The 25368-nt window shown below is 68.8% G+C and carries 21 protein-coding genes; 5 read left to right on the forward strand and 16 right to left on the reverse strand.

Annotated features, from left to right (window positions below):
- The first annotated feature begins 9 nt into the window (after positions 1-9).
- On the forward strand, positions 10-2610 hold the full coding sequence (locus tag IM776_RS11815; protein ID WP_194420291.1) for a LuxR C-terminal-related transcriptional regulator: 2601 nt from the start codon (positions 10-12) through the stop codon (positions 2608-2610).
- A 134-nt stretch (positions 2611-2744) separates the two neighbouring features.
- Entirely contained in the window at positions 2745-3485 is a 741-nt protein-coding gene (locus tag IM776_RS11820; RefSeq protein ID WP_194420292.1) for an IniB N-terminal domain-containing protein, read from the forward strand.
- A gap of 421 nt (positions 3486-3906) precedes the next feature.
- Here the strand turns inward: IM776_RS11820 and IM776_RS11825 are convergent, their stop codons facing one another.
- The 5 genes from IM776_RS11825 to groES form a co-directional block, all read right to left on the reverse strand.
- A complete protein-coding gene (locus IM776_RS11825) occupies positions 3907-5559 on the reverse strand; it encodes a dynamin family protein (RefSeq protein WP_194420293.1) in 1653 nt (550 codons plus the stop codon).
- Complete coding sequence (locus tag IM776_RS11830) at positions 5556-7451, reverse strand: dynamin family protein (RefSeq protein WP_194422634.1); 1896 nt, start codon at positions 7449-7451, stop codon at positions 5556-5558. Before IM776_RS11830 ends, IM776_RS11825 begins: the two co-directional genes overlap by 4 nt.
- A gap of 75 nt (positions 7452-7526) precedes the next feature.
- The gene (locus IM776_RS11835) at positions 7527-7769 is read right to left on the reverse strand and encodes a hypothetical protein (protein WP_194420294.1); all 243 of its coding nucleotides are present in this window, start codon (positions 7767-7769) and stop codon (positions 7527-7529) included.
- A gap of 88 nt (positions 7770-7857) precedes the next feature.
- Positions 7858-9132: a hypothetical protein gene (locus tag IM776_RS15885; protein ID WP_228479743.1), complete on the reverse strand. Its 1275-nt coding sequence runs from the start codon at positions 9130-9132 to the stop codon at positions 7858-7860.
- Positions 9133-9352: 220 nt separating this feature from the next.
- Positions 9353-9649, reverse strand: coding sequence for a co-chaperone GroES (gene groES, locus IM776_RS11845; RefSeq protein WP_067242196.1), 297 nt, complete (start codon positions 9647-9649; stop codon positions 9353-9355).
- A gap of 141 nt (positions 9650-9790) precedes the next feature.
- Here groES and IM776_RS11850 point away from each other — a divergent pair, with 141 nt between their 5' ends.
- Complete coding sequence (locus IM776_RS11850) at positions 9791-10978, forward strand: THUMP-like domain-containing protein (protein WP_194420295.1); 1188 nt, start codon at positions 9791-9793, stop codon at positions 10976-10978.
- A 2-nt stretch (positions 10979-10980) separates the two neighbouring features.
- On the opposite strand, the gene IM776_RS11855 is transcribed toward IM776_RS11850, so the two are convergent.
- From IM776_RS11855 to IM776_RS11885, 7 genes are read right to left on the reverse strand one after another with little or no spacing between them, the layout of a single operon-like run.
- Positions 10981-12162 (reverse strand): hypothetical protein, encoded by a 1182-nt coding sequence (locus IM776_RS11855; RefSeq protein WP_194420296.1) that lies wholly within the window; start codon positions 12160-12162, stop codon positions 10981-10983.
- A gap of 2 nt (positions 12163-12164) precedes the next feature.
- Positions 12165-12662: a hypothetical protein gene (locus tag IM776_RS11860; protein WP_194420297.1), complete on the reverse strand. Its 498-nt coding sequence runs from the start codon at positions 12660-12662 to the stop codon at positions 12165-12167.
- Complete coding sequence (gene tsaD / locus IM776_RS11865; RefSeq protein ID WP_194420298.1) at positions 12659-13735, reverse strand: tRNA (adenosine(37)-N6)-threonylcarbamoyltransferase complex transferase subunit TsaD; 1077 nt, start codon at positions 13733-13735, stop codon at positions 12659-12661. The genes IM776_RS11860 and tsaD overlap by 4 nt, the downstream gene beginning before the upstream one ends.
- Entirely contained in the window at positions 13732-14178 is a 447-nt protein-coding gene (rimI, locus tag IM776_RS11870) for a ribosomal protein S18-alanine N-acetyltransferase (RefSeq protein ID WP_194420299.1), read from the reverse strand. The genes tsaD and rimI overlap by 4 nt, the downstream gene beginning before the upstream one ends.
- A complete protein-coding gene (gene tsaB / locus IM776_RS11875; RefSeq protein ID WP_194420300.1) occupies positions 14178-14798 on the reverse strand; it encodes a tRNA (adenosine(37)-N6)-threonylcarbamoyltransferase complex dimerization subunit type 1 TsaB in 621 nt (206 codons plus the stop codon). The genes rimI and tsaB overlap by 1 nt, the downstream gene beginning before the upstream one ends.
- Entirely contained in the window at positions 14795-15946 is a 1152-nt protein-coding gene (locus IM776_RS11880; RefSeq protein ID WP_194420301.1) for a hypothetical protein, read from the reverse strand. Before IM776_RS11880 ends, tsaB begins: the two co-directional genes overlap by 4 nt.
- Entirely contained in the window at positions 15943-17589 is a 1647-nt protein-coding gene (locus IM776_RS11885) for a sensor histidine kinase (protein WP_194420302.1), read from the reverse strand. The genes IM776_RS11880 and IM776_RS11885 overlap by 4 nt, the downstream gene beginning before the upstream one ends.
- Positions 17590-17759: 170 nt before the next feature.
- Here IM776_RS11885 and IM776_RS11890 point away from each other — a divergent pair, with 170 nt between their 5' ends.
- Positions 17760-20072 carry a glycosyltransferase family 2 protein gene (locus IM776_RS11890; RefSeq protein WP_194420303.1) on the forward strand — a complete coding sequence of 771 codons (2313 nt, stop codon included), beginning with the start codon at positions 17760-17762 and terminating at the stop codon, positions 20070-20072.
- Positions 20069-21649 carry a carbohydrate-binding protein gene (locus IM776_RS11895; protein ID WP_194420304.1) on the forward strand — a complete coding sequence of 527 codons (1581 nt, stop codon included), beginning with the start codon at positions 20069-20071 and terminating at the stop codon, positions 21647-21649. The genes IM776_RS11890 and IM776_RS11895 overlap by 4 nt, the downstream gene beginning before the upstream one ends.
- Before the next feature lie 82 nt (positions 21650-21731).
- Here the strand turns inward: IM776_RS11895 and IM776_RS11900 are convergent, their stop codons facing one another.
- The 4 genes from IM776_RS11900 to flgK all read right to left on the reverse strand — a co-directional run bounded on the left by IM776_RS11900 (position 21732) and on the right by flgK (position 25361).
- Positions 21732-22568 (reverse strand): response regulator transcription factor, encoded by an 837-nt coding sequence (locus IM776_RS11900; RefSeq protein WP_194420305.1) that lies wholly within the window; start codon positions 22566-22568, stop codon positions 21732-21734.
- A 117-nt stretch (positions 22569-22685) separates the two neighbouring features.
- Positions 22686-23057, reverse strand: coding sequence for a flagellar assembly protein FliW (gene fliW / locus IM776_RS11905; protein ID WP_194420306.1), 372 nt, complete (start codon positions 23055-23057; stop codon positions 22686-22688).
- Positions 23054-23926, reverse strand: a complete 873-nt coding sequence (gene flgL / locus IM776_RS11910; protein ID WP_267237928.1) for a flagellar hook-associated protein FlgL — start codon at positions 23924-23926, stop codon at positions 23054-23056. The genes fliW and flgL overlap by 4 nt, the downstream gene beginning before the upstream one ends.
- A gap of 25 nt (positions 23927-23951) precedes the next feature.
- Entirely contained in the window at positions 23952-25361 is a 1410-nt protein-coding gene (gene flgK, locus IM776_RS11915; protein ID WP_194420308.1) for a flagellar hook-associated protein FlgK, read from the reverse strand.
- Between the last annotated feature and the right edge of the window lie 7 nt (positions 25362-25368).

A 25368-nucleotide genomic window follows, 5' to 3' on the forward strand; every position in this document is an offset into this window, starting at 1 on the left:
CTGATCGCCATGACTGTTGTTTCGATGCGGCCGGATCACACGAAGAGGACCGGTCCCGCCTTCCTCTGGGACCGGCAGTTGCGAGCCGCCATCGAGACCATCGGCGCATCGCCCGGGTCCCCTCCCCGGGCGATGCTCATCGGAAACGCGGGCTCGGGGAAGTCGGCGTCACTGCGGCACCTGCAGAGCGTGCTCCTCGACCAGCATGCGGAGGTGGTGCTCATGCACTCCCCCGTTGCCGCCTCGATCGACCTGCCTCCCGCGGACACGGTGCTCATCATCGACGATGCGCACCTGCTGGATGAGGAGCAGCTCGCGCAGGTGATGGCGCGCGCGGCGGATCCGTCCGCGGCGCTCATCGTCGCCGCCCGTCCGTGGCCGTCGCCGGAGGCGCTGCGCGCAATCGCCCGGATGCTGGAGCACGCGTTCCCCGCGATCGTCCTCGGTCACGTCGGCCGGTCCGACGTGCTTCCCCACCTCGACGCGCACGGCGTCGTGATGCGGGACTCCTGCGTGCAGCACATCCTCGACGTCACCGGAGGCGTCACCTGGCTCGTCGCCGAGGCTCTCGCGCGGCACGACGAGCTCGACTGCGCCGATGACGACGCCCACGACGAACTCCACCGCGCCCTCCAGGAGACGGTGCTGCACCGTCTCGACACCGTGAGCCCGGATCATCACGATGCCGTCGAGGCGATGTGCGTGAAGTCGGCACGGCGTACGACGTCGGATGAGGCGGCCGACGACGCGGTGCTGTGCGGGTACGCCGAGGGGCTCCTGCTGCGCAGCGGTCGCCCCGTTCCGCTCGTGTTGTCGGCCGTCAGCGCATCGCTCCCGATCCGCCGCCTCGCCGAGCTGACCGGTACGCTCGCCGCCGCGCAGAGCGCCGGCGACGCGGATGATCGCGACTTCCGTGCGCTGGCGGAGGAGATCGGGACGGATGCCGTCGCCGACGCTCTCGTGAAGCAGGGCGATCGGATGCTGGATGCCGACCCCGCGCGGGCAGAGGAGGCCTACCGGGAGGCGCTCCTGTGCGGTGCCGACGCATCCGTGCTCGCCGCACGGCGCGCGCGGGCGGCGTGGGCGCGTGGGGATCTGGACACCGCGATCGCGATCGCCGATGACCCTGCCTCCGGGACACCGACAGCGGACGGCGACCTGCTCACGGATGTGTCCGCCGGCGTCTGGGCCGCTCGGGGAATGATGGCGCAGGCAGGCGCCGTGTACCGCGCCCGTCCGCCTGTCGGCGACGAGTCCGCCGCTCTCGCATCGATCGCCGCGTTCGGCGTCGGATCCACGGCCGTGACCGAACGGCGCGCCGGCGGAGCGGCGCCGTCGACCCTGAGCGTGTCGATGGATCTGCTGCGCCGCGGTCTCGACGCCTCGCTCGCGGGAGGGAGCCCGGAGGTGGTGCTGGCCGATCTCGTCCGCGCCGCCGAGATGTACACGAGCTCGCGCGCTTCCAGCGCCGTTCCGGAGCTGCCCGCCGTCATCGCCGCCGTCATCGCGCTGAACCTCGGTGCCACGGCCACGGCGCGCACCGTCATCGACGACGCGATACACGGTGAGCATGGCGGACCGTGGGCGGCCCCGCGGCTGCTGCTCTGGCGCGCCTGGGTCGCCGTGCAGTGCGCCCGTCCCGCCGAGGCGCGCGCGGATCTGGCGCGCGCCCACGGACTGGCGCCCGACATGCCCGCGCGCGACGCCCTGCTTGCGAAGGCGGTGCGCGTCGCGATCGCACGGCGGTACGAGGACGCCTCGGGAGCGGACGAGGCGTGGCGTCAGGCACGCGGCGTCGTCCTGCGCGCGGAGATCGACCTGTACCTGCTGCATCCGCTGTCCGAACTCATCAGCGCCGCGACCCGCGCCGGCGACGCCGGGCGGATCAAGGCGCACTTCGCGCGTGCGATCGAGATCACCGCTCAGCTCGGTGATCCGCCGCTGTGGATCGCGCACCTGCGCTGGGCCGGCATCCAGCAGGGCATCCTGCTCGGCAATCCCGCGCACCTGACCCCGCATGCCAAGGCGCTCGTCGCGGCATCTGCCGAGAGCCATGTCGCCGCCGTCATGGCGAAGGGCGGCCGGGTATGGACCTCCGTTCTCGGCGGCGCCGTCGACCCCGCAGCGGTCGAGGCCGCGGCGGAGGGACTCGCATCGGTCGGCCTGAAGTGGGACGGCGCACGCCTGGCCGGTCATGGGGCCGGTCGCACCGACGACCGCAAGGTCGCCGCCCGGCTGCTCGCCTGCGCGCGCGAGCTGCACCCGACCGACAGCACGCGCAAGACCGCGGATGCCGGAGACGCCGCAGACCCGGCACGGACGCGCACCGCACCGGAGGAGCTGCTGAGCGACCGTGAGATCGAGGTCGCCCGCCTGGTGCTGCAGGGGAAGACGTACGCCGAGATCGGCGAGACGATCTTCATCTCGCCCCGTACCGCCGAGCACCACATCGCGCATATCCGCAACCGCCTGGGTGCGACGTCCCGTTCCGAGGTGCTCGCGAAGCTGCGGCAGCTCATCGGCGACGACCACACCGTCACGTCCATCCACCCCGTCCGATCGGCCCCGGCAGACGAATCCCCCTCCCCGCAGCTGCGGGTATCGGGGTGATCCCCGATGCCCGGTCGGGTACGAGCCGCATACGATCCGAGGCAGGATCTGGGGATCTGCGGGCCCCCGCAGGAGCGGGTGCACGACGAAGACGCAACTGAGCTTCGAACGATATCCAAGAGGGGGACATCTCCATGACGTCACCGGTCGAGACGATCGCAGATGCGCTGATCGCCTTCATCTTGAGCCTGCTCCGTGATCCGGATGCCGCCGCAGGGTTCGCCGCCGATCCGGATACGGCCCTCGAAGACAACAACCTGCGCAGCGCGTGCATGGCCGATGTCGCCGCCGTCCGCCCCGTCATCGTCGACAGGCCGGACGTCGTCACGCGCACGCAGGTGGATCCGCCGCCTCCGCCGAGCACCCCGACCGAGGTGACGAACGAGATCATGCGGATGGTGCAGCAGTTCACGACGATCGACGCGCGCTCGACGATGGTCGACCAGTCGGTGAACCAGAACATCTGGACGGCCGGCGGCGATGTCACCCAGCTGTTCGATCAGGAGGCGATCATCGCATCCGGTGACGGCTCGGTGGCCGCCGGCGACGACGGCACGATCGAGAACGGCGACACCGACGTGACGGTCGGCGATGTGTCGGTCGGCAACGACACCTACGACGGCAGCTTCAACGGCACCGACGTCGATGTCACGACTCCCTCCCCCGCCGCACCGGCCGATCCGGCGGAGGCGGCGACGCCGGTCCCGGCTGCACCGGTCACGACGACGGAGCCCGCTGCTCCGGTCGACGTTCCGGAGCCCGCCGACGTCCTCGACACCGACATGGCCGCGGCGGACGACTCGTACGACGCCGACGCGGCGAGCGCCGCCGTCGCCGACGAGGCGCTCGCCGAAGAGCCGGTCGAGGAGGAGTGACATCAGCGCCGTGGCCCGACAGGATCCCGAGCCGGCTCGGGAAGCACCGAGCCGGCCGTCGACGTCCAGCGACAACGGCGCACCGGTCCTGGTGAAGGCGACACCGCCGTTCGAAGTGCGTCTGAGCCAGTTCTTCTGGATCATCAGCTTCGCCGTCGGGGCGTTCGCCGTGGTCTTCCTGTTCATCATCCGCGAGGAGCTGCTGCCCCTCATCGAGGAAGTGGCCCGCGCCGTGACGGACGGCCGCAGCGACGCGACCTATACGAGCGCCGCCGACATCCTCTTCTGGATCGTCTTCGGCACGCTCGTCACCGTGCTGCTGCTGCAGATCACGCTGATGGTGTCGTTCACGAGCCGCCGTCCGAATGTGCGCTGGTGGCAGTTCGGCACGCTGGCACTGCTGGCGCTGCTCGTGGTGCTGTCACCCGAGTGGGTGGCTCTGGGCACCCAGGGCTCGCAATTTCAGACGATGATCGCGGCGGAGGCCGCGCTCGTCGTGCTCGCTCTGCTGTGCAGCATCCTGCCCCGTGCGATGAGCTGGTCGGCCCGCCGAGTCGATGTCCGGCGCAGCGCCGCCGGTCCGCCCCGCGCCGACATCTGACACGGCCGCTGCGGCCTCCGACGCGATCTGCTCGAGGGTTCGGATCACGACACGGCAGGCGTCGACTGCAGCACGACCGGCGAGCGGTGATTCGCTCAGCCGGCGCCAGCGCGCGATCCCCTCGCGTGCCGTCGCGTGGACGATGACGTCGTCCGCCTGGGGCGACAGGCCGAGCCGGGTGTGCGCGTCGGTGCCCTCGGCACCGACGACGCGCTCGGCCTCGACGGCATCCTCATCGGTCAGCGGCAGCCCCTTCGACCTGGCATCCGCGAGCAGTGAGAGTTCGCGCAGCGTGTGCGCCGCCAGCGTGAAGCGCTCGACGCCCGCGCGGATGGCGTCCGTGCCCTGCCGAGGGAACTCCCGCGTGAGACGCTCGAGCTGGAGCACGATCCCGCGCGCCTTCAGCGTCGCCGCCCTGGGCTGGAACTGCCGTGCGATGAAGTCCTGGATCTCCAGCAGACCGCTCTGCTGCACGAGCTCCTCGGAGAGCTCCGAGGAACTCGCTGCGCCTCCGCGGATGATCGCGGTCGCCATGCGCACCCCGAAGATGCCGAACCGGGCGAGCAGGTCACGGCGTACGACGACGCTGAGGCCCGTGGCATCCGTCTCGCGCACGAACCGATCGGCCGAGACGAGCAGCCGCTCGCGTTCATCGCGATCGAGGCCGGCCAGCTCACGGAACGCGATGTACTCGCTCTCGCGCAGCGTCCGCGCGCCCTCGGCCAGGAGCCCGGTGACCGGGATCACGCCGAGGGTGAGCGAGGCGAGCTCCGGATCGCGCTGGTAGCGGTGCGCCACGCGTCGTGCCGAGAGCAGCGAGTCGATGCGTCCCGACCCGACCTCGTCGGCGCGGGAGAGCACGCTGACCGCGCAGACCGTCTGCGCGGCCCCAGCTGCGTTGTCACGGAAAGCCTCGAGGAACTTCACGTCCGAGCCGTGCAGGTGACGCAGCAGGTACACGACCGCGTCTGCGGCGGACGGCGCGTCGTCCGGGGTGAGGAACCGGAGTGCACGCGTCGAGGTGTCGGCGGAGAGCGAGGCGATGCCCGGCGTGTCGATCAGGATCACCGATTTCAGCGCCTGCAGCGGCCAGCCGACGTCGAGCCATTCCACCTCCTCCGCGGAGAGACCGCCGAGATCGAGCACGAGCAGTCCCCGCTCCCGCCGGATCGGCATCCTGCGCGGTTCGCCCACGCGGGGGTGCAGGGTGATGGTCGGGGTCGGTGAGTACCGGTACCAGGTCACCACCCGCGTGCATTCACCGGTGTCGGTGGGCGCGATGCGCTCACCGAGCATGGCGTTCAGCAGCGTCGACTTGCCCGCCTTCACCATGCCCGCCAGCGCGAGGCGCAGCGGTTCGTGCAGACGTTCCTCGAGCTGGTCGATGATCTCGCGCACCGTCTCGTCGTCCGCGTAGACGTCCTTGGCCGTGGCGAGCAGCTCGTCGGTGATGCCGACGATGGATGCCGTCATGAGACCGTCCGTCCCGACGGACCCGGTGTCAGCGCGCCGACGGGGCTGGACGCGCGCTCCACGGCCTGGGCGGGCACGGGTTCCTCCAACGCCGGGATGCGGCTTCTGAGCTCCTCGAGCTGAGCGATGCGCTTCTGCAGCGCATTCACCCTGGCGTCGCGCTTCGCGGTGTAGGTGGTCGCCGCCTGCTTCGCGGTGGTGAGCGCCTCGGACAGCGAGCGATGCAGTTCCTCTGCCATCGAGCCGAAGTGGTCCCGTGCGGTCCGCTGCACCAGCCGCAGGCGATCCTTCAGCTGCTTGCCGACCTGGAACGTGACCTCATCGATGTGCCGGCGCACGATCAGCTTCGCCTCCTGCTGGCGCCTGGCGAGCCGCGAGTGCATGTCCTCGCGGTAGGCACGCCTGCCCACGAGCACTCCCGCGAGCAGCGACAGCGGGTTGATCAGGGTCATGCCGATGAGCCCTGTCACGAGCCCCACCATGAGCACCCCGCCGTAGGAGCCGCGAACGCCGATGTAGATCTTCTCGCCGGCACTGAGCTGGCCGGAGTCGAGCCCTGCGATCTCCTCGACCGGGTCCAGGACCCCCTGCGTGTCGTGTACGTCGATCGCGGGAAGAGCCGTCTCCCCCTTGCTGAACAGGTCGGCGACCTCCTCCGACAGCCAGGTCGAACGCTCGTCGGTCCACACGAAGGTCTCGGCCACCGCCGCGGCGACCCGCTGATCGAGCCACTCCGTGATCTGATCCCAGATCGGTCCGGGGTCGCCCTCATCGATGGATTTCTCCGCCTCTCGCATCACGCGTCGCAGGCGATCGCGCACATCGTGCTCCATGTCGGCGACGAGATCGGCGATGCCGTCGGTGAGCGTCACCTGCCAGCGCGCGGAGCGCCCGCGGAACTCATCGGCGCTCGCCTTGGCCGCCTCGAGCTCGGCGATCATGCGCGGGGTGTCCTCGGGATTCTGCAGCGCGTTCAGCTCGGTGCGCATCGACATCGTCAGCTGATCGATCACCGAGAGCAGATCGTGCACGGCGCCGCGCTCGTGGATCACCTCGGCCCGTCCGAGCACCTCGCGTCGCAGATGCGCGACGAGGGCAGGGAACCCGGAGTCGTCGTTCAGCGTCCGATCCTGCAGTTCCGCGGCGAGAAGCCGGAGATCGCTCGAGACCGCGAAGATCGGCACGTCACCGGCATCCAGCAGGTGCCGCCGGTCGATCTCCTCGACTTCGCGCCATTCCGGGTAGAGGTCGGTCTTGGCGAGTACCGCGGCGACATTCGGCGAGATGCGCATGGCGTGGCGCAGGAACTGCACCTCCGGCTCGGTGTACTCCTGCGAGGCATCCGAGACCATCAGCACGGCGTGTGCGGAGGACAGCGCCGCCAGCGTCGTGAGCGCGTTCGTCGACTCGAACCCGCCGACGCCCGGCGAGTCCACGAGCTGCAGCCCGCCTTTGAGGATCTCTCTCGGCAGCAGGACCTCGGCCGACAGGATGCCGCGCTCGTTGCCCGGATTTCCGCGCTCCGAGACGAAGTCGGCGAGATCCTCGAGAGGGATCTCACGGCGGTCGATCCCGGGATTCCGGGGATCGGTTCCGACGCCCTTCGACCTCTCGAGGATCCACGCCGAGGGTTCCGGCGCGTAGCCGACCATCGTCGGGACACTGGTGGCGATGTCATCGTCGACCGGACATGCCGGCGCGTTCACGAGGGCGTTGATGAGCTTGCTCTTGCCCTGTTTGAACTCTCCGACGACGATGACGCGGATTCCCGGATCGAGCAGCCGCCTACGCGTCTGATCCAGACGTTCGGCTAGATCCGCCCTTCCGGCGGATGCCGCGAGACTGCCCACCTCGCGGACGGTTTCTGCGACCGTATCCCCAGCGGTTCGCATCTCCGGCACGTGTTCCCCCCAGATGTTCTTCGAGCTGTTGGGGTGGTGCACCACCCCTGCTCCCCAGTTTCGGGATCAGACGAGTAGGTCTGGCCCCAGTGCCCCTCCGTCGATGTCGGAAGCAGCGGCCGGATCATCTCCCCAGATGAGTTCCGGATCCACTTCCCAATCGGCGGAATTCACGTTCTCGATCTCCGCAGTGAAGATGTTCGCCCCCGTCGGGTCGGCATCGGCTGCGGCATCCGGCCAGAGGGTCTCCTCGAAAGCGTCGAAACCCATCGGCTGCTGTGCCGATTCGCCCTGCGCGTCGTCGGACATGTCTCACGACCTTCGGATCGGATTGTCTGCAGTGTACTGCTCTGCCCGGCCGCCTTCCAGAGGCAGCCGGGCAGACCAGGCTGATGCCTCAGAAGGCGACGTCGTTCATATCTCCCGTGGGGCTGCCGACGTTGATGTCGTCGACCGCGACGTCGACGTTCAGCGACTCGTCGGTCATCGAGCTGTCCTGGAACGAGTCGTTCACGGACCACGTGTCGGAGTTGTCCGTCATCGAGTTGTCCTGGAACGAGTCGTTCACCGACCAGTTGTCCGAGAAGTCGGTCATCGAGTTGTCGGAGTTGTCCGAGTTGTCGGAGTTGTCGGTCGTCGAGTTGTCCGAGTTGTCGGTCGTCGAGTTGTCCTGGAACGAGTCGTTGATCGACCAGTTGTCCGAGAAGTCCTCGTTGAACGAGTCGGTGTAGGTCTCGTTGCCGATCGCGACATCGCCCACCGTGATGTTGGTGCTGATGTTCGTCAGCGCGCCGTCGCCACCTGCCGCGACGGAGCCGTCACCGGATGCCGTGATGCTGCTGTTGGCGATGAACTGATTGACGTCGCCACCGGTGTTGCCGCCACCTGCCGGGACGCCTCCGTACTCCAGACCGGCAAGGCCCGCAGAGCCTGCCGCACCGGCACCGCTGGCTGCGGTGGAGATGTTCTGGTTCACCGACTGGTCGTTCAGCGTCGCGCGAGCGTCGATCGTGAGGCTGCCGCCACCGGCTCCGGCCATGCCGGCTCCGCTGAGGTTCAGGTCGTTGAACCCGGCGTTGAACTGACGTGTGCCGACGCTGATCGAGTGATCGTTGAGCGTCGTGTTGCCCGAGTCGTGAACGGAGTTGTTCTGGAACGAGTCGTTGATCGAGTTGTCGGAGTTGTCCGAGTTGTCGGAGTTGTCCTGGAACGAGTCGTTGACCTGGAACGAGTCGCTGATCGAGTTGTCCGAGTTGTCCGAGTTGTCGGAGTTGTCCGAGTTGTCCGAGTTGTCGGAGTTGTCGCTGTTGTCGGAGTTGTCCGAGTTGTCGGAGTTGTCGCTGTTGTCCGAGTTGTCGTCCGTCGAGTTGTCCGAGTTGTCGGAGTTGTCGTCGGTCGAGTTGTCGGAGTTGTCCGAGTTGTCGCTGTTGTCCGAGTTGTCCGAGTTGTCGGAGTTGTCGCTGTTGTCCGAGTTGTCCGAGTTGTCGGAGTTGTCCGAGTTGTCGGAGTTGTCCGAGTTGTCCGAGTTGTCGGAACTGTCCGTCCAGGAGTTGTCGTCGGTCGAGTTGTCGTCCGCCGAGTTGTCCGAGTTGTCCGTGTTGCCGTTGCCGACATCCTCCACACCCAGATTCCACTGAGCGCCGAGCAAGTTGACGTTGTCCTGCACAGCCATGATGAGACCCCTTTATCCGTGTGAGTGCCGAGTGGCGCTTGGTAAGAGTCTGGAACCGGCGTGCCCGGGCAGCATCGGGGAGCATCCCGGGGCTTGTCGGGGAATGGTCGGGGGATCATCGGGGGCGTCGTGGGGGCCAGTAGGGGGAGCCCCGGGAAACCACGAAGGTCCGGATGCCGAAGCATCCGGACCTTCAGTGCTGGTCGCTGCGCGTCTCGCGTCAGCGAACGACGACGGCGAGGACGTCGCGAGCCGAGAGCACCAGGTACTCGTCGGCGCCGAACTTCACCTCGGTGCCGCCGTACTTGCTGTAGAGAACGCGGTCGCCGACGGCGACGTCGAGCGGAACGCGGTTGCCGTTGTCATCGATGCGGCCAGGGCCGACAGCCACGACCTCGCCCTCCTGGGGCTTCTCCTTGGCGGTGTCGGGGATGACCAGGCCACTTGCGGTGGTCTGCTCGGCCTCGACCTGCTGGATGACGATGCGGTCCTCGAGCGGCTTGATGGAAACCGACACGGTCTACCTCTTCTTTCTTGACGCTGACACGAAAGACTCGTTCGCACTCTCAACCCGAGAGTGCTAATCACAAGTGTAGGCGCTCGGCTGGCACTCATGCAATGCGAGTGCCAATGCGTGGCATCCGCGTAGTCTGAATCGGTGGAGATGTCCGAGCTGACCGCGTTGCTCACCCCCGACGGCCTCCGGCTGCTCGACGAGGTCGGCACGATCTCAAGGGCCGACGAGGTCACGCAGGCCGTCTCGCGGTTGCGCGCCGCGGGCCACTCCCCCGACCTCGTGTCGGCCGTCGTCGGCCAGGCGCATCTGCGCGCGAAGGCTGCCGCGAAGTTCGGCGGCTTCGCGGAGCGGATGCTATTCACAAGGGCCGGTCTCGAGCAGGCGACGCGCCTGGGGGTCGCGGCACGGCACGCCGGACGCATGCGTCGCGCGGGCATCGAGCGCGTCGCCGACCTGGGGTGCGGTATCGGCGGCGACGCGCTCGCGTTCGCCGGTGCCGGGCTCGCCGTGTCGGCAGTGGACGCGGATGAGGTCACCGCCGCGATCGCCGCCTACAACCTCGCCCCGTTCGGCGATGACGCCACAGTCCAGCACGGCACCGCCGAGACCGCCGACCTCAGCGGCATCGACGCCGTGTGGCTCGACCCCGCCCGCCGGACGGCCGGGCACAGCGAGACGCGGCGGGTGACGGCATCCGACTATTCGCCGTCGCTCGACTGGGCGTACGCGCTCGCGGAGCGGATGCCGGTCGGCATCAAGCTCGGCCCCGCGCACGACCGCGACGCGCTCCCGGCTGATGCCGAAGCGCAGTGGGTGAGCGCCGACGGCAGCGTGGTGGAGCTGGTGCTGTGGTCCGGTGCCCTCGCACGCGAGGGCGTGCGCCGGTCGGCGCTCGTCATCCGCGGCGACGAGTCGCACGAGATGACGGCAGGGGCGGATGCCGAGGACGCCGACGTGCGCGAGCTCGGAGCGTTCCTGCACGAGCCGGACGGCGCGGTGATCCGCGCCCGCCTGATCGGGGATGTCGCGCGGAGCCTGGATGCCGGGATGCTCGACCCGAAGATCGCCTACCTCACCGGGGATGCCGCGGTGACGAGTCCGTTCGTGCAGTCCTTCCGCGTGCGCGCGGTGACCGCCGCGAATCCGAAATCGATCAACACCGTGCTGCGGGCGCACGACGTCGGCACGCTGGAGATCAAGAAACGCGGGATGGACGTCGATCCCGCCGCATTCCGGAGGAAGCTGCACCTGCGCGGCGCGGCGAGCGCGACCCTGATCCTCACACGCGTCGGCGATCGCCGGATGGCGATCCTCGCCGACCGGGTCTGAGGCTACTGGACGACGTCGCCGGTCTTGTCGTCGATCACGAGATCGTCGAACATCGGGTCGTCGACGCTGAACTCACTGACCACGGGATGACGCACGATCGTGAGCTGCGGGCCACGCATCTCGGCCTGCCGGACGATGTAGTCCGTGGGAACGCCGTCGACGCGCAGCACGAGAGTGATGTCCTGCGTCGGGTCGTCCGCGCACATCTCGGCAAGGCCGTCATCGGCGGGGGCGAGGACACAGAACTGCCCGCTCTCCCAGGTGCTCCAGATCGCGGTGTCGCCGTCGTAGCCGATGATGCTGAGGCTCTCCGGCAGGTAACCGGCGGCTTCGATCTCTCTCGCCTGTGCGAGTTCGCTCTCGCTGTACTGCGATTCCCAGTCGAACTGCTCCTGGCCGCCCCATACCTGGATGAACGGCACGAGCTCACCGGACGGCGTCGGGATGAGTCCCGCCACGAGCTGATGTCCGGCCTCCTCCTGACCCTCCGGAACCGTCGCCGAGGCGTTCGGCCAGTTCGACTTCTCGACCTGCTCGTAGGCGATGCAACCGTCCTGGCTGTGCTCCGCGCCGGTGACGATGACGCACAGCTCCTCGCCCTCCGAGCGATCCGCCCGCCAGACGACGACGCCGTGCTGCTCGGCGATGGGGACCACCGTACCGGGATCGTAGGCGCCGGATGCCTCCAGCTCGGCGCGCTCCTCGCCATGTGCGGCGTCGAGCGCGAACTGATGACTGTCCCAGCCCCAGATGCCCCAGCCGACGCCGAGGCCGATCGCGAGCAGCGCGGCTGCCGTCCCGAGGATGACGGGCCAGCGGCGGCGGGGTTGCTCGGGAGAACTCGCGGTTTCGACTCGCTCCGCTCGCTCAACCCGTTTCGTCTCGCCTTCGGCTCGCGGGGCGACCCGCGACAAGAGCTCCGCGGTCGGATCATGGGTGCTGGCGGAGGGTGCGGGGCCAGCTTCCTGCGGGTCGTTGAGCGGAGGCTGCGGAGCAGCCGCAGACGAAAGGGGCTGAGCGACCGAAGGGAGACGAGGCCTCTCCTCCTCAGCGGGCTCATCGGCCGTGCCCGGCCCCTCCAGCTCATGCAGCCGCGCGAGCTCCTCCGCCGACAGGCCTCCGTCCCGCCCATAGGCCTTGGCGCGCAGCGCCCGCAACTCCGAGGACGCATCTTCCGCTGGCATCGCTATCCGATCTGCTCGAACTGCATGGCGGCCCAGATGAGCCAGCCCAGACTGAACATCGTCGCCGCGAGACCGAGCACGAGTGCCCAGATGGCGATCGAGCGACTCTCGACCGGGCGACGCAGCGACATGATCGCCGCGACCACCGCGATGATCGCCAGCGGGATGCCCCAGCCGACGAACCACGAGGCGACCAGTGCCACGACCGCGGCGACGAGCGCCCAGGGCGCGAGGCGACTCTTGTCATCGACGACGAACTCGTCCTGCGGCGCCCACTGCACCGCCGGCATCCCGGCTGTGTCGGCTGGGCCACTGGCGACGAGAGGCTCGGTGCTCACCGGCCCGGTCGGCATCTTCGTGTACTGCGCGCGCGGCAGACCGGGCACCCGTGCGCTGTCCGCCGGGTGCTCCACCTCGGGGCGAGGGCTCTCGACCGTCGGCGGCTCCGGCGACGGCGCCGGGTCAGGCTGCGGTCCCGACTGTGCGGACGGTCCGTTCATCCGGCTCCCTCTCCGCGCTGCTCCGCCACCTGGATCTCCGTCACCGGCAGAGTCGAGTCCGCGCCGAACGCGAGCGTCGACGGGCGACGGCCCGAGGCGATGAGGTCGGCGGCGAGCGCCGCGATCATCGCACCGTTGTCGGTGCACAGGCTCAGCGGCGGGATGCGCACCGTGACGCCCGCCGCGGCCGCGCGCTCGAGTGCGACCTCGCGCAGCCGCCGGTTCGCGATCACGCCGCCGCCCAGGAGCAGGCGGGGCACCCCGCGGTCCGCGCAGGCGGCGAGCGCCTTGGTGACGAGCACATCGACGACGGCCTCGCGGAAGCTGGCCGCGACGTCCGCCACCGGCACCGGGTCGCCCTCCGCCTCGCAGCGCTCGACCCAGCGGGCGACGGCGGTCTTCAGCCCCGAGAAGGAGAAGTCGTAGCGGTGCCTGGCCATGTCCTGCGGCTTGGAGAGCCCACGCGGGAAGCGGATCGCCTTCGGATCGCCGTCGATCGCGACGCGGTCGATCTCGGGGCCGCCGGGGTACGGCAGCGACAGCAGCCTGGCGACCTTGTCGAACGCCTCGCCCGCCGCATCGTCGATCGTCTCGCCGAGCAGTTCGACGTCGGTGGTGAGGTCCCGGACGTGGAGCAGCGAGGTGTGCCCGCCCGAGACCAGCAGCGCGATCGTCGGGTACTCCAGAGGGTCGGAGTCGGGCGTCACGATGTCGGCGGCGATGTGACCGACGAGGTGATTGACGGCGTACAGCGGCTTGTCCAGCGACACCGCGAGTCCCTTCGCGGCGCCGACGCCGACCATCAGAGCGCCGGCGAGGCCGGGGCCGCTGGTGACGGCGACGGCGTCGAGGTCGTCGAGCAACACCTGTGCTTCGGCGAGCGCGGCCCGGATCGCCGGCTGCAGCGCCTCGAGGTGCGCGCGTGCGGCGACCTCGGGCACGACCCCGCCGTAGCGTGCGTGCTCGTCCATGCTCGAGGCGATCGTGTTCGACAGCAGTGTGCGCCCGCGCACGATCCCGATCCCGGTCTCGTCGCAGCTCGTCTCGATGCCCAGCACCAGTGGTTCGGTCATCGCAGCTCCACCTTCATCACGATCGCATCCACATCGTCGGGCTGGTAGTAGCGGGGCCGGCGGCCGATCTCCTCGAACCCCTCCGACCGGTACAGCGCCTCGGCCTGGGGGTTGTCGGCGCGCACCTCGAGGAACACCTCGCGGGCGCCGCGAGCGGATGCCTCGGCGAGCAGCATGCGCAGCATGGCGCGTCCGCGCCCTTCTCCCCTCCGCGCTTCCACCAGGGCGATGGTCTGGATGTCGGCATCCGCATTTCCGCGGATCGAGCGGAGCCCGGCATAGCCGATGACCTGGCCCGCGTCCTCGTCGACGAGGTAGTGACCGTAGTCCGTGGCGAGCTCGGCGGCCATCGCCTCGCCGCTCCATGCATCGCTGGGGAAGGAAGCGTTCTCGATCGCCATGATCGCGTCGAGATCGGCGGCGGTCGCTGTGCGTATCGCCATCAGCTCACCCGCTTCGGCGCACCGGGGACGGTGACGTCGGGCTGGCGCAGATACAGCGGCTCGGCGCCGGCCAGATCGCGTCCGGCGTTCGCCGCGCGCATGCCGACCCGGGCGAGGGCGGCGGCATCGAGCGTCGAGACCTCGATGGCATGGATGCCGTGCAGGCGCTCGTCGGCATCCGCGCGCGGAACGAGGACTGTGGGTTCGACGAGATTCGGGATGCCGTCGGCATCCACACCGTCGAACAGGCTGATCGCGACCTCCCGGCGGCGGGCATCCGTGACGATCGCGAACGGCGTCTCGGGCGCATCCGTCTCGATCACCCTGAGGGCCGCGGCGAAGTGGCTCGGCACCGGGACGACCGGGATCCCGCGACCGAGCGCGAAAGCGCGGGCCGTGGCGATGCCGATCCGCAGCCCGGTGAACGGTCCTGGCCCCATGCCGGCCACGACGTGGGTGACGGCATCCGCGCCCGCCTCGGCGAGCGCTCGCTGCAGGAGGGTGCCGATCACCTCCGCGTGGCCGAGAGGATCGGGGCTGGACGCGTCAGCGCGCCCCCGGCCGTCGGCATCGATGAGAGCGACGGCCGATCCCAGGGAGGTGTCGACGGCGAGAATCACCTCTCCAGGGTAGTCGGCGCCTTCTTCACCCGCTCCCAGCGGTCACCGCCGTTCTCACGACCACGGATGGCGGCCTCTTCTGCGGCCGCGATGAGATCGTCGTAGTCGTATCCCACGACGCCGACCGAGGCCCAGCCGACGCTGGCAGACAATCGCATTCCGGCGCTGGCGCCCGTGACCTCGATGGCGGAGATCCGTCGCAGCATCGCGCGCACATGATGCTGCACCGACTCGTCGCTGCCGTGGATGATGACGATGCTGCGGTCATCCGCGACCCGTTCGGCGTCCGCCGCCGCGGGCAGGCTCTCCGAGACGTCGTCATGGAAGCGGTCGACGATGAGCGAGAAGCCCGCGCCCGTCGTCGACTCTCGCAGGTCTGCCGGGTCGTCCAGTCGTACATCGAGGATCGACCACGACTGCTCGCCCTGCGCGCGCGCCTTCTGAAGCCTTCGCCGCGCGCGCACCGCTCCGAGTGCGGCCGCGTCGATGCGCGGCCCGTCCGCGCGGACCAGCATCACCAGCGTGAATGCGGCGCAGGTGCTCGTCACGAGGGTTCCGACGCTGTTGACGTCGCGGATCACGTCGAGCTGACCCGCGAGGCCCAGGTCGGTCTCGAACAGCGCTGCGACACCGCCCACCGCGGCGACGATCGCGAACGCGCACGACACGAGTGCCAGCGGCAGCTTGATGTCGCGCCGGGGGCTGCGGCTGCGGAACAGCTCGAACGCGATCAGGGCGGCGAAGACGCCGGCGGCGACGAACGCGAGACGGAAGGAGGTCTGGAAGGTCGGCGTTCCTGCGGTCACGGCGAGGACTGCGGGCACCGCGAGCACGAACGCCACGACCGGCCACCAGATCGGGCGCTTGCCGAAGTGCAGGCGCAGTCCGAGCCAGACGATCGGCTCGAAGCAGATCATCAATCCGGATGCCGCGCCTTGCAGCGTCGCGGAGTCCATCTGGTGCGCGGCCACCCAGACATAGGTCCCCAGCAGGCCGAGGCCGAAGGCGACGCCCCAGGCGACCGTGGCACGACTTGGGCACGCGAGCGTCGCCAGCCCGAATACCAGTGCGGTCACCAGCGTCACGATGGCGACGAGGCTGGTCGAAGCGTCGATGCTGATCGTCTCGTGGACGGCGTGGACGATCATGCCGGCTCCCTCACCTGCAGCCGCTCCGCCTCGAGCGGTTCCGGACGGTTCTGCGTCTTTCCTTCCGGCCGGCGTGGGAACCGCAGCGTGATGCTGGTGCCCACGCCGGGCTCGCTGACGACATCGATCACGCCGCCATGTGCGGTGACGATGTCCCGAGCGATCCCCATGCCGAGTCCCGTGCCGGGGATGTCGCCCTGACGCGCCTCGTCCGTGCGGAAGTACGGGTCGAACAGATGCTCCAACTCGTCCGGCGCGATGCCCAGCCCCGTGTCGGTGATCGTGACCTCCGCCCACCCGTCGGGACCGACGTCGAGGACCAGCCCGATGCTGCCGCCCGTCGGGGTGTACTTGACGGCGTTGCTGAGCAGGTTGTCGATCACCTGTCGCAACCGGAACGCATCGCCGTAGATGAGCAGAGTGTCTGCACCGGACACCTCGATCGTGTGTCCACGACTCGTCCCGATCGGAAGGTAGCTGGCGATCGATGCGTCGGTCACCTGACGCAGGTCCACCGGTTCGGACAGGACGGCCGGCGCGGGACGGGACTCGTCGAGCGCGCTCGACACGAGTCGCAGCATCCGGTCACCCGCGTTCGCGACGACGGCCAGTTGTCCAGCGACGTCGGCGGGCAGGTCCTCCCGCTCGAGCATGAGGTCGACGTGGCCGATGATCGCCGTGAGCGGATTGCGCAGCTCGTGCGAGACGATGGCGGAGACCATGCGACGCTCCTCGGCGGCTTCGAGCGCGTCCGTGACGTCGTCGATGACGACCAGAGTCGTGCGCCGCGCGTCGGATGGCCCGGCGAGCGGCTGGGTGCTGACCTGCAGCGCCCGCCACCTGCCCGCCGTGTCGTAGAGCCACACGCGATCGCCCTGTATTGTCTCGCCGCGTGCGGCACGTGCCAGCACGGTCTGGTCCGGCGGAACGGGCTCGCCACGTCGATCGTCGTATTCGACCGCGGGCGACGGCAGGCTCGCACCGAAGCGGTCCCTGCCGTAGAGCTTGCGGTACGCGTCGTTCATGCGCTGGATCACGCCGTCGTCGCCGATGGCGACGAGCGCGGTGTCGAGCACGTCGATGATCTGCACCACGCGCTGCTGATGCGTCTCGGCGCGCGTGGCCGCGCGGTTGACCTGCTCGGACTGACGCTGCAGCAGACGCCGTGCTGCACGGGAACGCTGCATCCCGATCCTCACTGTCGTGCCGAGGAAGCCGAGCGTGATCACGACCACCAGCACGCGCAGCATCATCAGGGCGGGGTCGCCGGGTTGGTTACCGAAGACGACGAGGCTCACGCTGGTGATGCCGATCCCGGCGAACACCCACGCCATGGTGAAGTACGTGGCCAGCCACGTCACGGGAAAAACCCAGAGGAAGCCGAGTCGGATGTCGGGTGCGGCCGTCGTGAATCCGATCGCGAGCGCGTCGAGCATCGGCACCGCGATCGAGGCGGAGGCAGGCAGCCGATCCCAGGGGGTCATGATCGTCGCGAGCGTGACGACAACCACCAGTCCGAATCCGACGACGACGAGCGGCGTGGCGAAAGTCGACGGGTTGAAGGCGGCGATCATCACGGCGACGGCGACGATTCCGCCGGTGAAGATCAGCTGCCATCGCCAGATCGATGGCGTGCGAAACATATGTTGTGAGCCCCCTCAGGCCGATGCTCAAGTCTGCCGCAAGATTACTCAAAGAAGTCGTCTGCGGCATTCCGGCCGCCACGCGCGCGTCTTAGCATCATGAACGGACGACTGAGGCTGCGGCGTGGGGGATCACCGCGGCCTCAGTGCCGAAGAGGGAGAACACGACAATGACGACCGATCGCACGACTGCGCCGCCGCGGCGCCGACACCAATGGGGCACAGAGAAGGAGCGGGCGGCGCTTCCTGCCGTCCACGTGCGCCCGTCGACCCGCAAGCTCGTCCTGGCCCGCGTCGCGATCTGGTTCACCGTCGCGATGTGGATCCTGTACGTGCTCACGGTGCTGCTGACGATGTTCGTCGCCGGCGAGTTCGACACAACCTGGCGCATGATCGAGGGCGCTTCGTACATCGTGGTCGTGACGTTCCTGATCTTCTCCGCGCTGATGTACCTGCTCGCCAGGTACGGCGCCTTCCAGCGGTTCCGCACCCACCAGCGGGCGGCGCGCGGAGAGCTCGACCGGCACTTCTCGCTCGACCACCGCCCGCTCACCGTCCTAGTCCCCTCGTACGCGGAGGAGCCCGGTGTCGTCCGCAAGACGCTGTGGTCGGCGGCCCTGCAGGAGTATCCCGAGATGAGGGTCGTGCTGCTCGTCGACGACAACCCGTTCCCGAGCGACCAGGAGACACGCGACAAGCTGAACGCGACACGCGCCGTCACCGCCGAGATCGCTTACGCCTTGAACGAGCCGCGCGAGCGAGCGGCCGATGCGCTGGCGTTCTTCCAGACCGTCCGGGAGCTGCCCGGAATCGCCCAGGACACGCTGCCCGACCTCATCGACCAGTACTGGAGCGCGATCGCCTGGCTGCGCGACTTCGCCGCCCAGGAGCCGCGCGAGGACCACGTCGACGATTTCTTCGTCGAGGAGATCCTCGAGGGTCTGGCCGACGACCTCCAGTCGACGGCCGTCGCGCTGGAGATGGCTGAGGCAGAGGGCACCGCGCCGAGCGCGGAGCGCGTGCACGAGCTGTACCGACGACTCGTGTGGATCTTCTCGGCCGAGATCACATCGTTCGAGCGCAAGCGTTACGCATCGCTGTCGCACGAGGCCAATAAGGCGATGAACCTCAACGCGTACATCGGACTTCTCGGCGGACGGTTCGTCGAGCACGTCACGCCGGACGGCGTCATGCTGCGGCCCGCCCCGGGTGGTGCTCCGGCCGACATCGAGATCCCGTACTCGGACTTCGTGCTCACCCTCGACGCCGACTCGCTGCTGCTGCGCGACTACTGCCTGCGGCTGGTGCATTTCCTGGAACAGCCCGAGAACGCGAACGTCGCGGTGACCCAGACGCCGTACTCCTCGTTCCGCAACGCGCCGACGCGCATCGAGCGACTGGCAGGCGCGACGACGGATGTGCAGCACATCCTTCACCAGGGCATGACGAAGTACAACGCGACGTTCTGGGTCGGCGCGAACGCCGTCATCCGGATGGAGGCGCTCGATGACATCCTCGAGATCGAGAGCGTCGACGGCATCGAGGTGCGGCGCTACGTCCAGGACCGCACCGTCATCGAGGACACCGAGTCGAGCGTCGACCTCATGCTGTTCGGCTGGAAACTGGTCAACTACCCCGAGCGGCTGAGCTACAGCGCGACGCCGCCGGACTGGGGCTCGCTGGTGGTGCAGCGTCGTCGTTGGGCGAACGGCGGTCTGCTGATCCTGCCGAAGATGTGGCGGCAGATGCGCGACGGCCGTCGCCAGCACAAGCCGCTGAGCATCGGCGAGATCTCACTGCGGATGAACTACATGGCCTCGATCGCATGGGCCAGCTTCGGCCTGATCTTCCTGCTGGTCTACCCGTACGACAACCGACTGGTGAGCCCGTTCATCCTGATTGGCGCCCTGCCGTACTTCATCGCGATGGCAAGCGACCTGCGCTACTGCGGCTACAAGCGCACCGACATCTTTCGGATCTACGGCTTCAACCTGATCCTGCTGCCGGTGAACCTCGCCGGCGTCCTCAAGTCGCTGCAGCAGGGCATGACAGGACGCAAGATCCCGTTCGCCCGCACTCCGAAGGTCAAGGACCGCACCAGCTCACCGCTGCTCTACGTCATCAGCCCGGTCATCATCATCGCGTACTCGGCGTTCGTCGCCTGGCGCAGTTACACGGACGGCTCTTGGTGGACGCTGGCGTTCTCAGGGTTCAACGCGATCTGCGCCACCTGGGCGTTCCTGGGCAACATCGGTGTGCGCAACGGTCTCGTCGACACCTGGATCGGTCTGACCGACTGGATGTACGTCGACATCGAACGCCCCGAGCCGGAGGCTCCCGCCGAGGATGCTGCGCCCGACTGGCGTGCGATGCTCCACGAGGGGCACCCGGCACCGGGCACAGTCGGCCCGACACCGGAGCGCCGGTCGGTGGCAGCGAGGCCGATGCTCGATCTCCGCTCCGATCTGGAGCTGCGCTCATGAGCCGCAGGACCGCCGATGCGGGCGAAGACGTCCAGCCCGAAGCGACCGACGAAGTATCCCGGAAGCGCGGCAGGCACCCGGGCAAGCGCCTCTCCCCGTGGCGGATTCTGCTGGGCATCGCCGTCGCCATGGTCGTCGTGGCGAGCGCGGTGACTGTGCCCTGGTATCTCACGCAGCGCGACGCCGCCGTCGCGGAGACCGCCGGTCCGCAGTGGTTCGGCGGATACTTCGACGTCACGGCCGCGGACGCATCCATGTCTCCGACCGCCGGGGACGGCAACGACGACACCGTCGTGCTCGGGTTCGTCGTCGCGGCGAGCGCCGAGCGATGCGCGCCGACCTGGGGCACCCACTACAGCCTCGCCGAGGCCGGGCAGCAGCTCGATCTCGACCGGCGGATCGACGGCATACGTCGCGAGGGAGCCCATGTGGCCGTCTCGTTCGGAGGCGCGCTCAACACCGAACTCGCGGTCGCGTGCGACACGACCTCCTCGCTGATGCAGGCGTACTCACGGGTGCTCGACCGCTACGGCATCACCACGATCGATCTCGACCTCGAGGGTGAGGCCCTCCTCGACACGGCGGCCGCCGATCGGCGCGCCACCGCGATCTCGGCTCTGCAGCGTCAGTACGCGGCGAGCGGCGGGAGCCTGGACGTCTGGGTGACCCTGCCGACGGCGACGACGGGGCTGACCGATACCGGCCTGGACGCCGTGCGGCGGCTACTGGACGGCGGCGTCGAGCTCGCCGGCGTGAACGCGATGACCATGGACTACGGCACCGATCTGGGCGGCGCGACGATGGCCGAGGCATCGGTTCAGGCGCTCAACGGCGTGCACGACCAGCTGACGCAGCTGTATCGCAATCAGAGGATCCCGCTGCCGGCCGCCGGTGCCTGGGCGGTGATGGGTGCGACGCCGATGATCGGGCAGAATGACGTCCACGACGAGGTGTTCACGCTCGCCGACGCGGCCGAGCTGAGCGCCTTCGCCCAGCAGCGCGATCTGGCGCGGATGTCGATGTGGTCGATCAACCGCGACCGCACGTGCGGACCGAACTATCCGGACGTCTCAGCCGTCTCCGATTCGTGCAGCGGCGTCGACCAGGGAACGCAGACCTTCGCCGGCATCCTTTCCGCCGGTTTCGACGAAGCACCGTCCGACGCCGCCGCGACACCTGCGGCGACGCCGCTCCCCGACGACCCCGAGACGAGTCCGTACCCGATCTGGTCTGAGGATGCCCCCTACTCGCATGGCGTGCGCGTGGTCTGGCACGGCTATGTGTACGCCGCCAAGTGGTGGGTCAGCGGCGGTCCGGAGCCGGACGACCCCACGCAGACCGCGGATGCCACCTCGTGGGTGCTCGTGGGGCCCGTGCTGCCGGAGGATCGTCCCTTCGCCCTGCCAACCGTCGCTGACGACACCTACCCGGAATGGAATGTCGGCACGGTCTACCAGAAGGGCACCCGCGTGGTCGTCGACGGCGTGCCGTTCGAGGCCAAGTGGTGGACGCAGGCGGAGGATCCCCTGGACGGCATCACCGATCACGATCGGTCGCCGTGGGAACTCGTCGAGTGACCCGAAGTCGTCGGCCGGGCATGAAGAAGGCGGTCGCGCGTATTCGGGTCACGCGCGACCGCCGGATTCGATGAGGCGCGGCTCAGGCTATGGCGGGCACCTCGGCAGGTGTGAGCCGGTAGCCGACGCCGCGGACCGTCTCGATGTACCGCGGTTCGACGCTGTTGTCGCCGATCTTGCGGCGCAGGTTCGCCATGTGAGCCTCGATGGCGCGCTTGTCCGGCTCACCGACGTAGTAGGACGTCGATCCGAAGGCCTCGCCGCGCAGTACGAGTGCGAGGTCCGCCTTGCTGCGCACTCGACGCTTGGATTCGAGCAGGGTCGCGAGCAGGTCGAACTCGGTCGGCGTGAGCTCGACCTCGCGCTGCGAGACGAGCGCTGTGTGTGTGGCGAGGTTGAGGCTGATGTCGCGGTGCGATTCCCAGCGCTCGAGGCTTCCGGGGTCGGTCGTCGGGATCGCAGCCGTCGCCGCAGGGTTGCGCGCAGCTGTGCGTACGGGACCGGTGATGACCGTCTCGGATTCCTCCGGCGGTTCGATACGCGGGCGACGCATGAGCGCCTCGATCCTGGCGCGCAGCTCCCGCGGACGGAAGGGCTTGATGACGTAGTCGTCTGCGCCGGAGCTGAGGCCGAGCACGACGTCGGTCTCCTCAGCCAGCGCCGAGAGCATCATGACGAACGACGAGCTGGACTTGCGGATGCGGCGCACGACCTCGATGCCGTCGATGCCGGGAAGATTGATGTCCACGGTCGTGATGGTCGGTTCGTGCTCCATGACCGCGGCGATGCCGTCCGGCCCGGTTCCGGTGAGCACGACCTGGAAACCAGCGGAGCGGAAGACCGCGTCGAGCAGGCTGCGAACGTCCGGGTCGTCTTCGATGACCACTGCGACTTTTGGCTGTATTGCGGCACCGCTCATTTACTGTCCCCTCAGACTGAACGGAGGCTGCCGAGTGGCCGACAGTCCCGATGTTCGGAATTATAGCCATAAGTCGTAAACGCTCGGCGACAAACTACGACTTAAGTCTAGATCCGGTCAGGTGAGGGGCGCTCTCAACGGATAGTCCTGCCCCTCGAGGATCACCTGCGATGCGACTCCCGTGCCGCGATTGACCACCACCGGGGCGAGGAGATTGACGCTGACGCCCTCGGCGGACGGGTGAGCGACGACCAGCAGCATGGCGTCATCGGGCGACTCGAGTGACAGCTCCGCAGTCTGCTCGTCGGTGAGCACAGGTGCATAGTCGTGCAGCACTGTGTCGGGATCGACGAGGTACAGACGCAGGTCGGCATCGTCGACGGCGCGCATCGTGAACAAGCCGTCCGAGCCGTCCACCGCCGTCAACGCGAACTCCACGTGCGGTGCGAGCCCGGGCGGCGGCGCCACGAAGCTCAGGGCGGCGCTCACTGGAGGAAGTCCATCAGTGACGGCTGCAGCACCCGGGCGTTGACGGCGAGCGCCGAGCGGTAGACCAGCTCCTGCGCCTGCAGCCGCACGAGCACCTCCACCGAGTCGACGTCTTCGACGGCGGCGCGGCGGGATTCGAGCGAAACCGAGTTCTGCACAGCCGCCTCCTTGGCGCGTTCGATCTGTGTCTGACGGGCGCCGACCGCGCCCTGGGCACTGAGCATAGCGGTCCGTCGATCGTCGATCTCGTTCAGCCGGGGACCGACGTTGGTGCCTGAGCGGAGGTCCTCGATGATGTTGCCGACCAAGGCGAAGACCGACTCGTCGCCCACGCCGAAGACCGCCGAGCCATCGGCGTCGACACGCACGGATGAGCTGTCGGATACTCGCCGCACCACCTCGCCGGTCGGCGATCCGCTGTACGCATAGGTGGTGGCGTCGAACGCCGCGCTGTCGGAGGTGCCGGCGAACACGGAGCGCCCCAGCAGCCGGGTGTTGGCCTGCGCGAGCAGCTCGTCGCGGATGCCCTCGAGCTCCACGGCGATGGCCTCCTTCGCCGTGGCATCCAGCGCACCGTCGTTCGCGCCCTGCACAGTGAGGTCGCGAACGCGGCCGAGCAGACTGGTGCTGCGAGAGATCGCCGCATCCGCCGTCGTCACCCAGGCCAGTCCGTCGTCGATGTTGCGCGCGTACTGGTCGTTGCGTCGCTGCTCGGCGTGCAGATTCAGCGCGGTGGCGGCCGCGGCGGGATCGTCGGACGGCGCTGCGAAGGCGCGCTGCGAGGTCGCCTGCTCCTGCAGGCGCGCCAGTTCCGACAGGTTCGACTGCAGATGGCGCATCGCCGTCTGCGTCATGGACGATGCGGTCACGCGAGAGATCATGATGTTCCTCCGGTCAGCGTCCGACGACGCCAGTGCGGTTGATCAGGACGTCGAGCGCCTCATCGACGGCGGTCATCACCCTGGCGGCGGCCTGGTAGGCCGTCTGATACATGAGCAGGCTGATGGTCTCCTCGTCACCGTCGACCGCGGCGACCGACTGCTGTGCCGTGGCGGCGGTGATGGCGCTTGTTTCGGACACCCGAGCGCGCTGGATGTCGCCGGCGGTGTTCACACTGAGGCTCGACACCGCGCTCGACCAGATCGCATCGGGTCCGTCCTCGCGGAGGCCGATCTGCGAGATCGCGTCGGCGTTGCTCGAATCCCAGGCTCCGGCGTCCAGCTTCGCGAGTGCGAGGTCCGCGGGGGATTTCACGGCGACGCTCAGGCCGAGCGCGGCCGGCACCGCAGCATCCAGGGCGAAGAAGTCGCCGCCCGTCACGCCCGCGGCCGTCACACCTTTCCCGTGCTGCTCGTTGACGGTCGCAGCGAGTTCCTCGGCGACCTCGTTGTACTTCTCGGCGAGCTGAGCGAGCACGCCGCCCTTGTCCGCGGACGCGAGGACGGAGAGGTTGCCGCCGAGCTCGCCGCCGCCGATCGAGACGGTGATGTCGGATGCCGTCGCCCAGGTCACGGTGACGTTCCCGCCGGCGTCGATGGAGGCCGGCCCGGTCAGAGCGAGGTGGCGGGCATCGGAGCCCACGACCAGAGCGTTGCCGTCGATGCGGACGGTCAGGGTGCCATCGCTCTCGATGTTCGCCTTGGCGCCGGCGAGACGGGCCACGTTCTGGGCGAGCACGCTGCGCTGGTCGATGAGCTCGTTCGCGGAGCGCCCGGACGCGAGCGCATCGCGGATCTCACGGTTGAGGTCGGCGATCTGGTCGGCGGCCGCATTCACCTGCGACACCGTGCGCTCGGCCGCAGTGCGGGCACCGGACCACTGGTCCGCCACGGCGCGATAGCCGCCGGCGACCTGGGCCGCCAGCTCTGCCGCCGACTCGAGCACGACGGATGCCGCGGCGCCGGAATCCGGGGTGTTCGCGAGATCCTGCCAGCCGGACCAGAACTGCGACAGACGGGCGGCCAGACCGTTCTCGGTGGGCTCCGCGAGCGAGGCCTCGAGGGTCGTCGAGGCCACCGCGCGCGTGGACCAGAAGCCCGAGGCCGCAAGCGTGTCGCGCACTCGGGCATCCAGCAGCGCGTCACCGAGCCGGGTGACGCCGTCGATCGAGACGCCATGCCCCGGCGCCGCTCCCGTGCTGAAGCGCCCGGTCTGCGCGAGCGCCGCGATCGACGAGGTGGTCACACGTTGCCTGGTGTAGCCCTCGGTGGTCTGATTGGCGATGTTCTGCCCGACCACGTCCATCCCGCGCCGCGCAGCCGCAAGTCCGGAGGCCGCGGTGTTCAATCCACTGAAAGTCGACATCGTCTCT

Source organism: Microbacterium abyssi (assembly GCF_015277895.1).
Lineage (GTDB): Bacteria > Actinomycetota > Actinomycetes > Actinomycetales > Microbacteriaceae > Microbacterium > Microbacterium abyssi.

Excerpts from the sequence above, each read along its gene's own strand:
- IM776_RS11815 (WP_194420291.1), top strand. The coding sequence starts at position 10 with ATGACTGTTGTTTCGATGCGGCCGGATCACACGAAGAGGACCGGTCCC.
- tsaD (WP_194420298.1), bottom strand. The coding sequence starts at position 13,735 with ATGACCGAACCACTGGTGCTGGGCATCGAGACGAGCTGCGACGAGACC.
- IM776_RS11890 (WP_194420303.1), top strand. The coding sequence starts at position 17,760 with ATGACGACCGATCGCACGACTGCGCCGCCGCGGCGCCGACACCAATGG.
- IM776_RS11855 (WP_194420296.1), bottom strand. The coding sequence starts at position 12,162 with ATGCCAGCGGAAGATGCGTCCTCGGAGTTGCGGGCGCTGCGCGCCAAG.
- IM776_RS11885 (WP_194420302.1), bottom strand. The coding sequence starts at position 17,589 with ATGTTTCGCACGCCATCGATCTGGCGATGGCAGCTGATCTTCACCGGC.
- IM776_RS11895 (WP_194420304.1), top strand. The coding sequence starts at position 20,069 with ATGAGCCGCAGGACCGCCGATGCGGGCGAAGACGTCCAGCCCGAAGCG.
- IM776_RS15885 (WP_228479743.1), bottom strand. The coding sequence starts at position 9,132 with ATGGCTGTGCAGGACAACGTCAACTTGCTCGGCGCTCAGTGGAATCTG.
- IM776_RS11860 (WP_194420297.1), bottom strand. The coding sequence starts at position 12,662 with ATGAACGGACCGTCCGCACAGTCGGGACCGCAGCCTGACCCGGCGCCG.
- rimI (WP_194420299.1), bottom strand. The coding sequence starts at position 14,178 with ATGGCGATACGCACAGCGACCGCCGCCGATCTCGACGCGATCATGGCG.
- IM776_RS11835 (WP_194420294.1), bottom strand. The coding sequence starts at position 7,769 with ATGTCCGACGACGCGCAGGGCGAATCGGCACAGCAGCCGATGGGTTTC.
- IM776_RS11820 (WP_194420292.1), top strand. The coding sequence starts at position 2,745 with ATGACGTCACCGGTCGAGACGATCGCAGATGCGCTGATCGCCTTCATC.
- IM776_RS11880 (WP_194420301.1), bottom strand. The coding sequence starts at position 15,946 with ATGATCGTCCACGCCGTCCACGAGACGATCAGCATCGACGCTTCGACC.
- IM776_RS11900 (WP_194420305.1), bottom strand. The coding sequence starts at position 22,568 with ATGAGCGGTGCCGCAATACAGCCAAAAGTCGCAGTGGTCATCGAAGAC.
- flgK (WP_194420308.1), bottom strand. The coding sequence starts at position 25,361 with ATGTCGACTTTCAGTGGATTGAACACCGCGGCCTCCGGACTTGCGGCT.
- IM776_RS11830 (WP_194422634.1), bottom strand. The coding sequence starts at position 7,451 with ATGCGAACCGCTGGGGATACGGTCGCAGAAACCGTCCGCGAGGTGGGC.
- IM776_RS11825 (WP_194420293.1), bottom strand. The coding sequence starts at position 5,559 with ATGACGGCATCCATCGTCGGCATCACCGACGAGCTGCTCGCCACGGCC.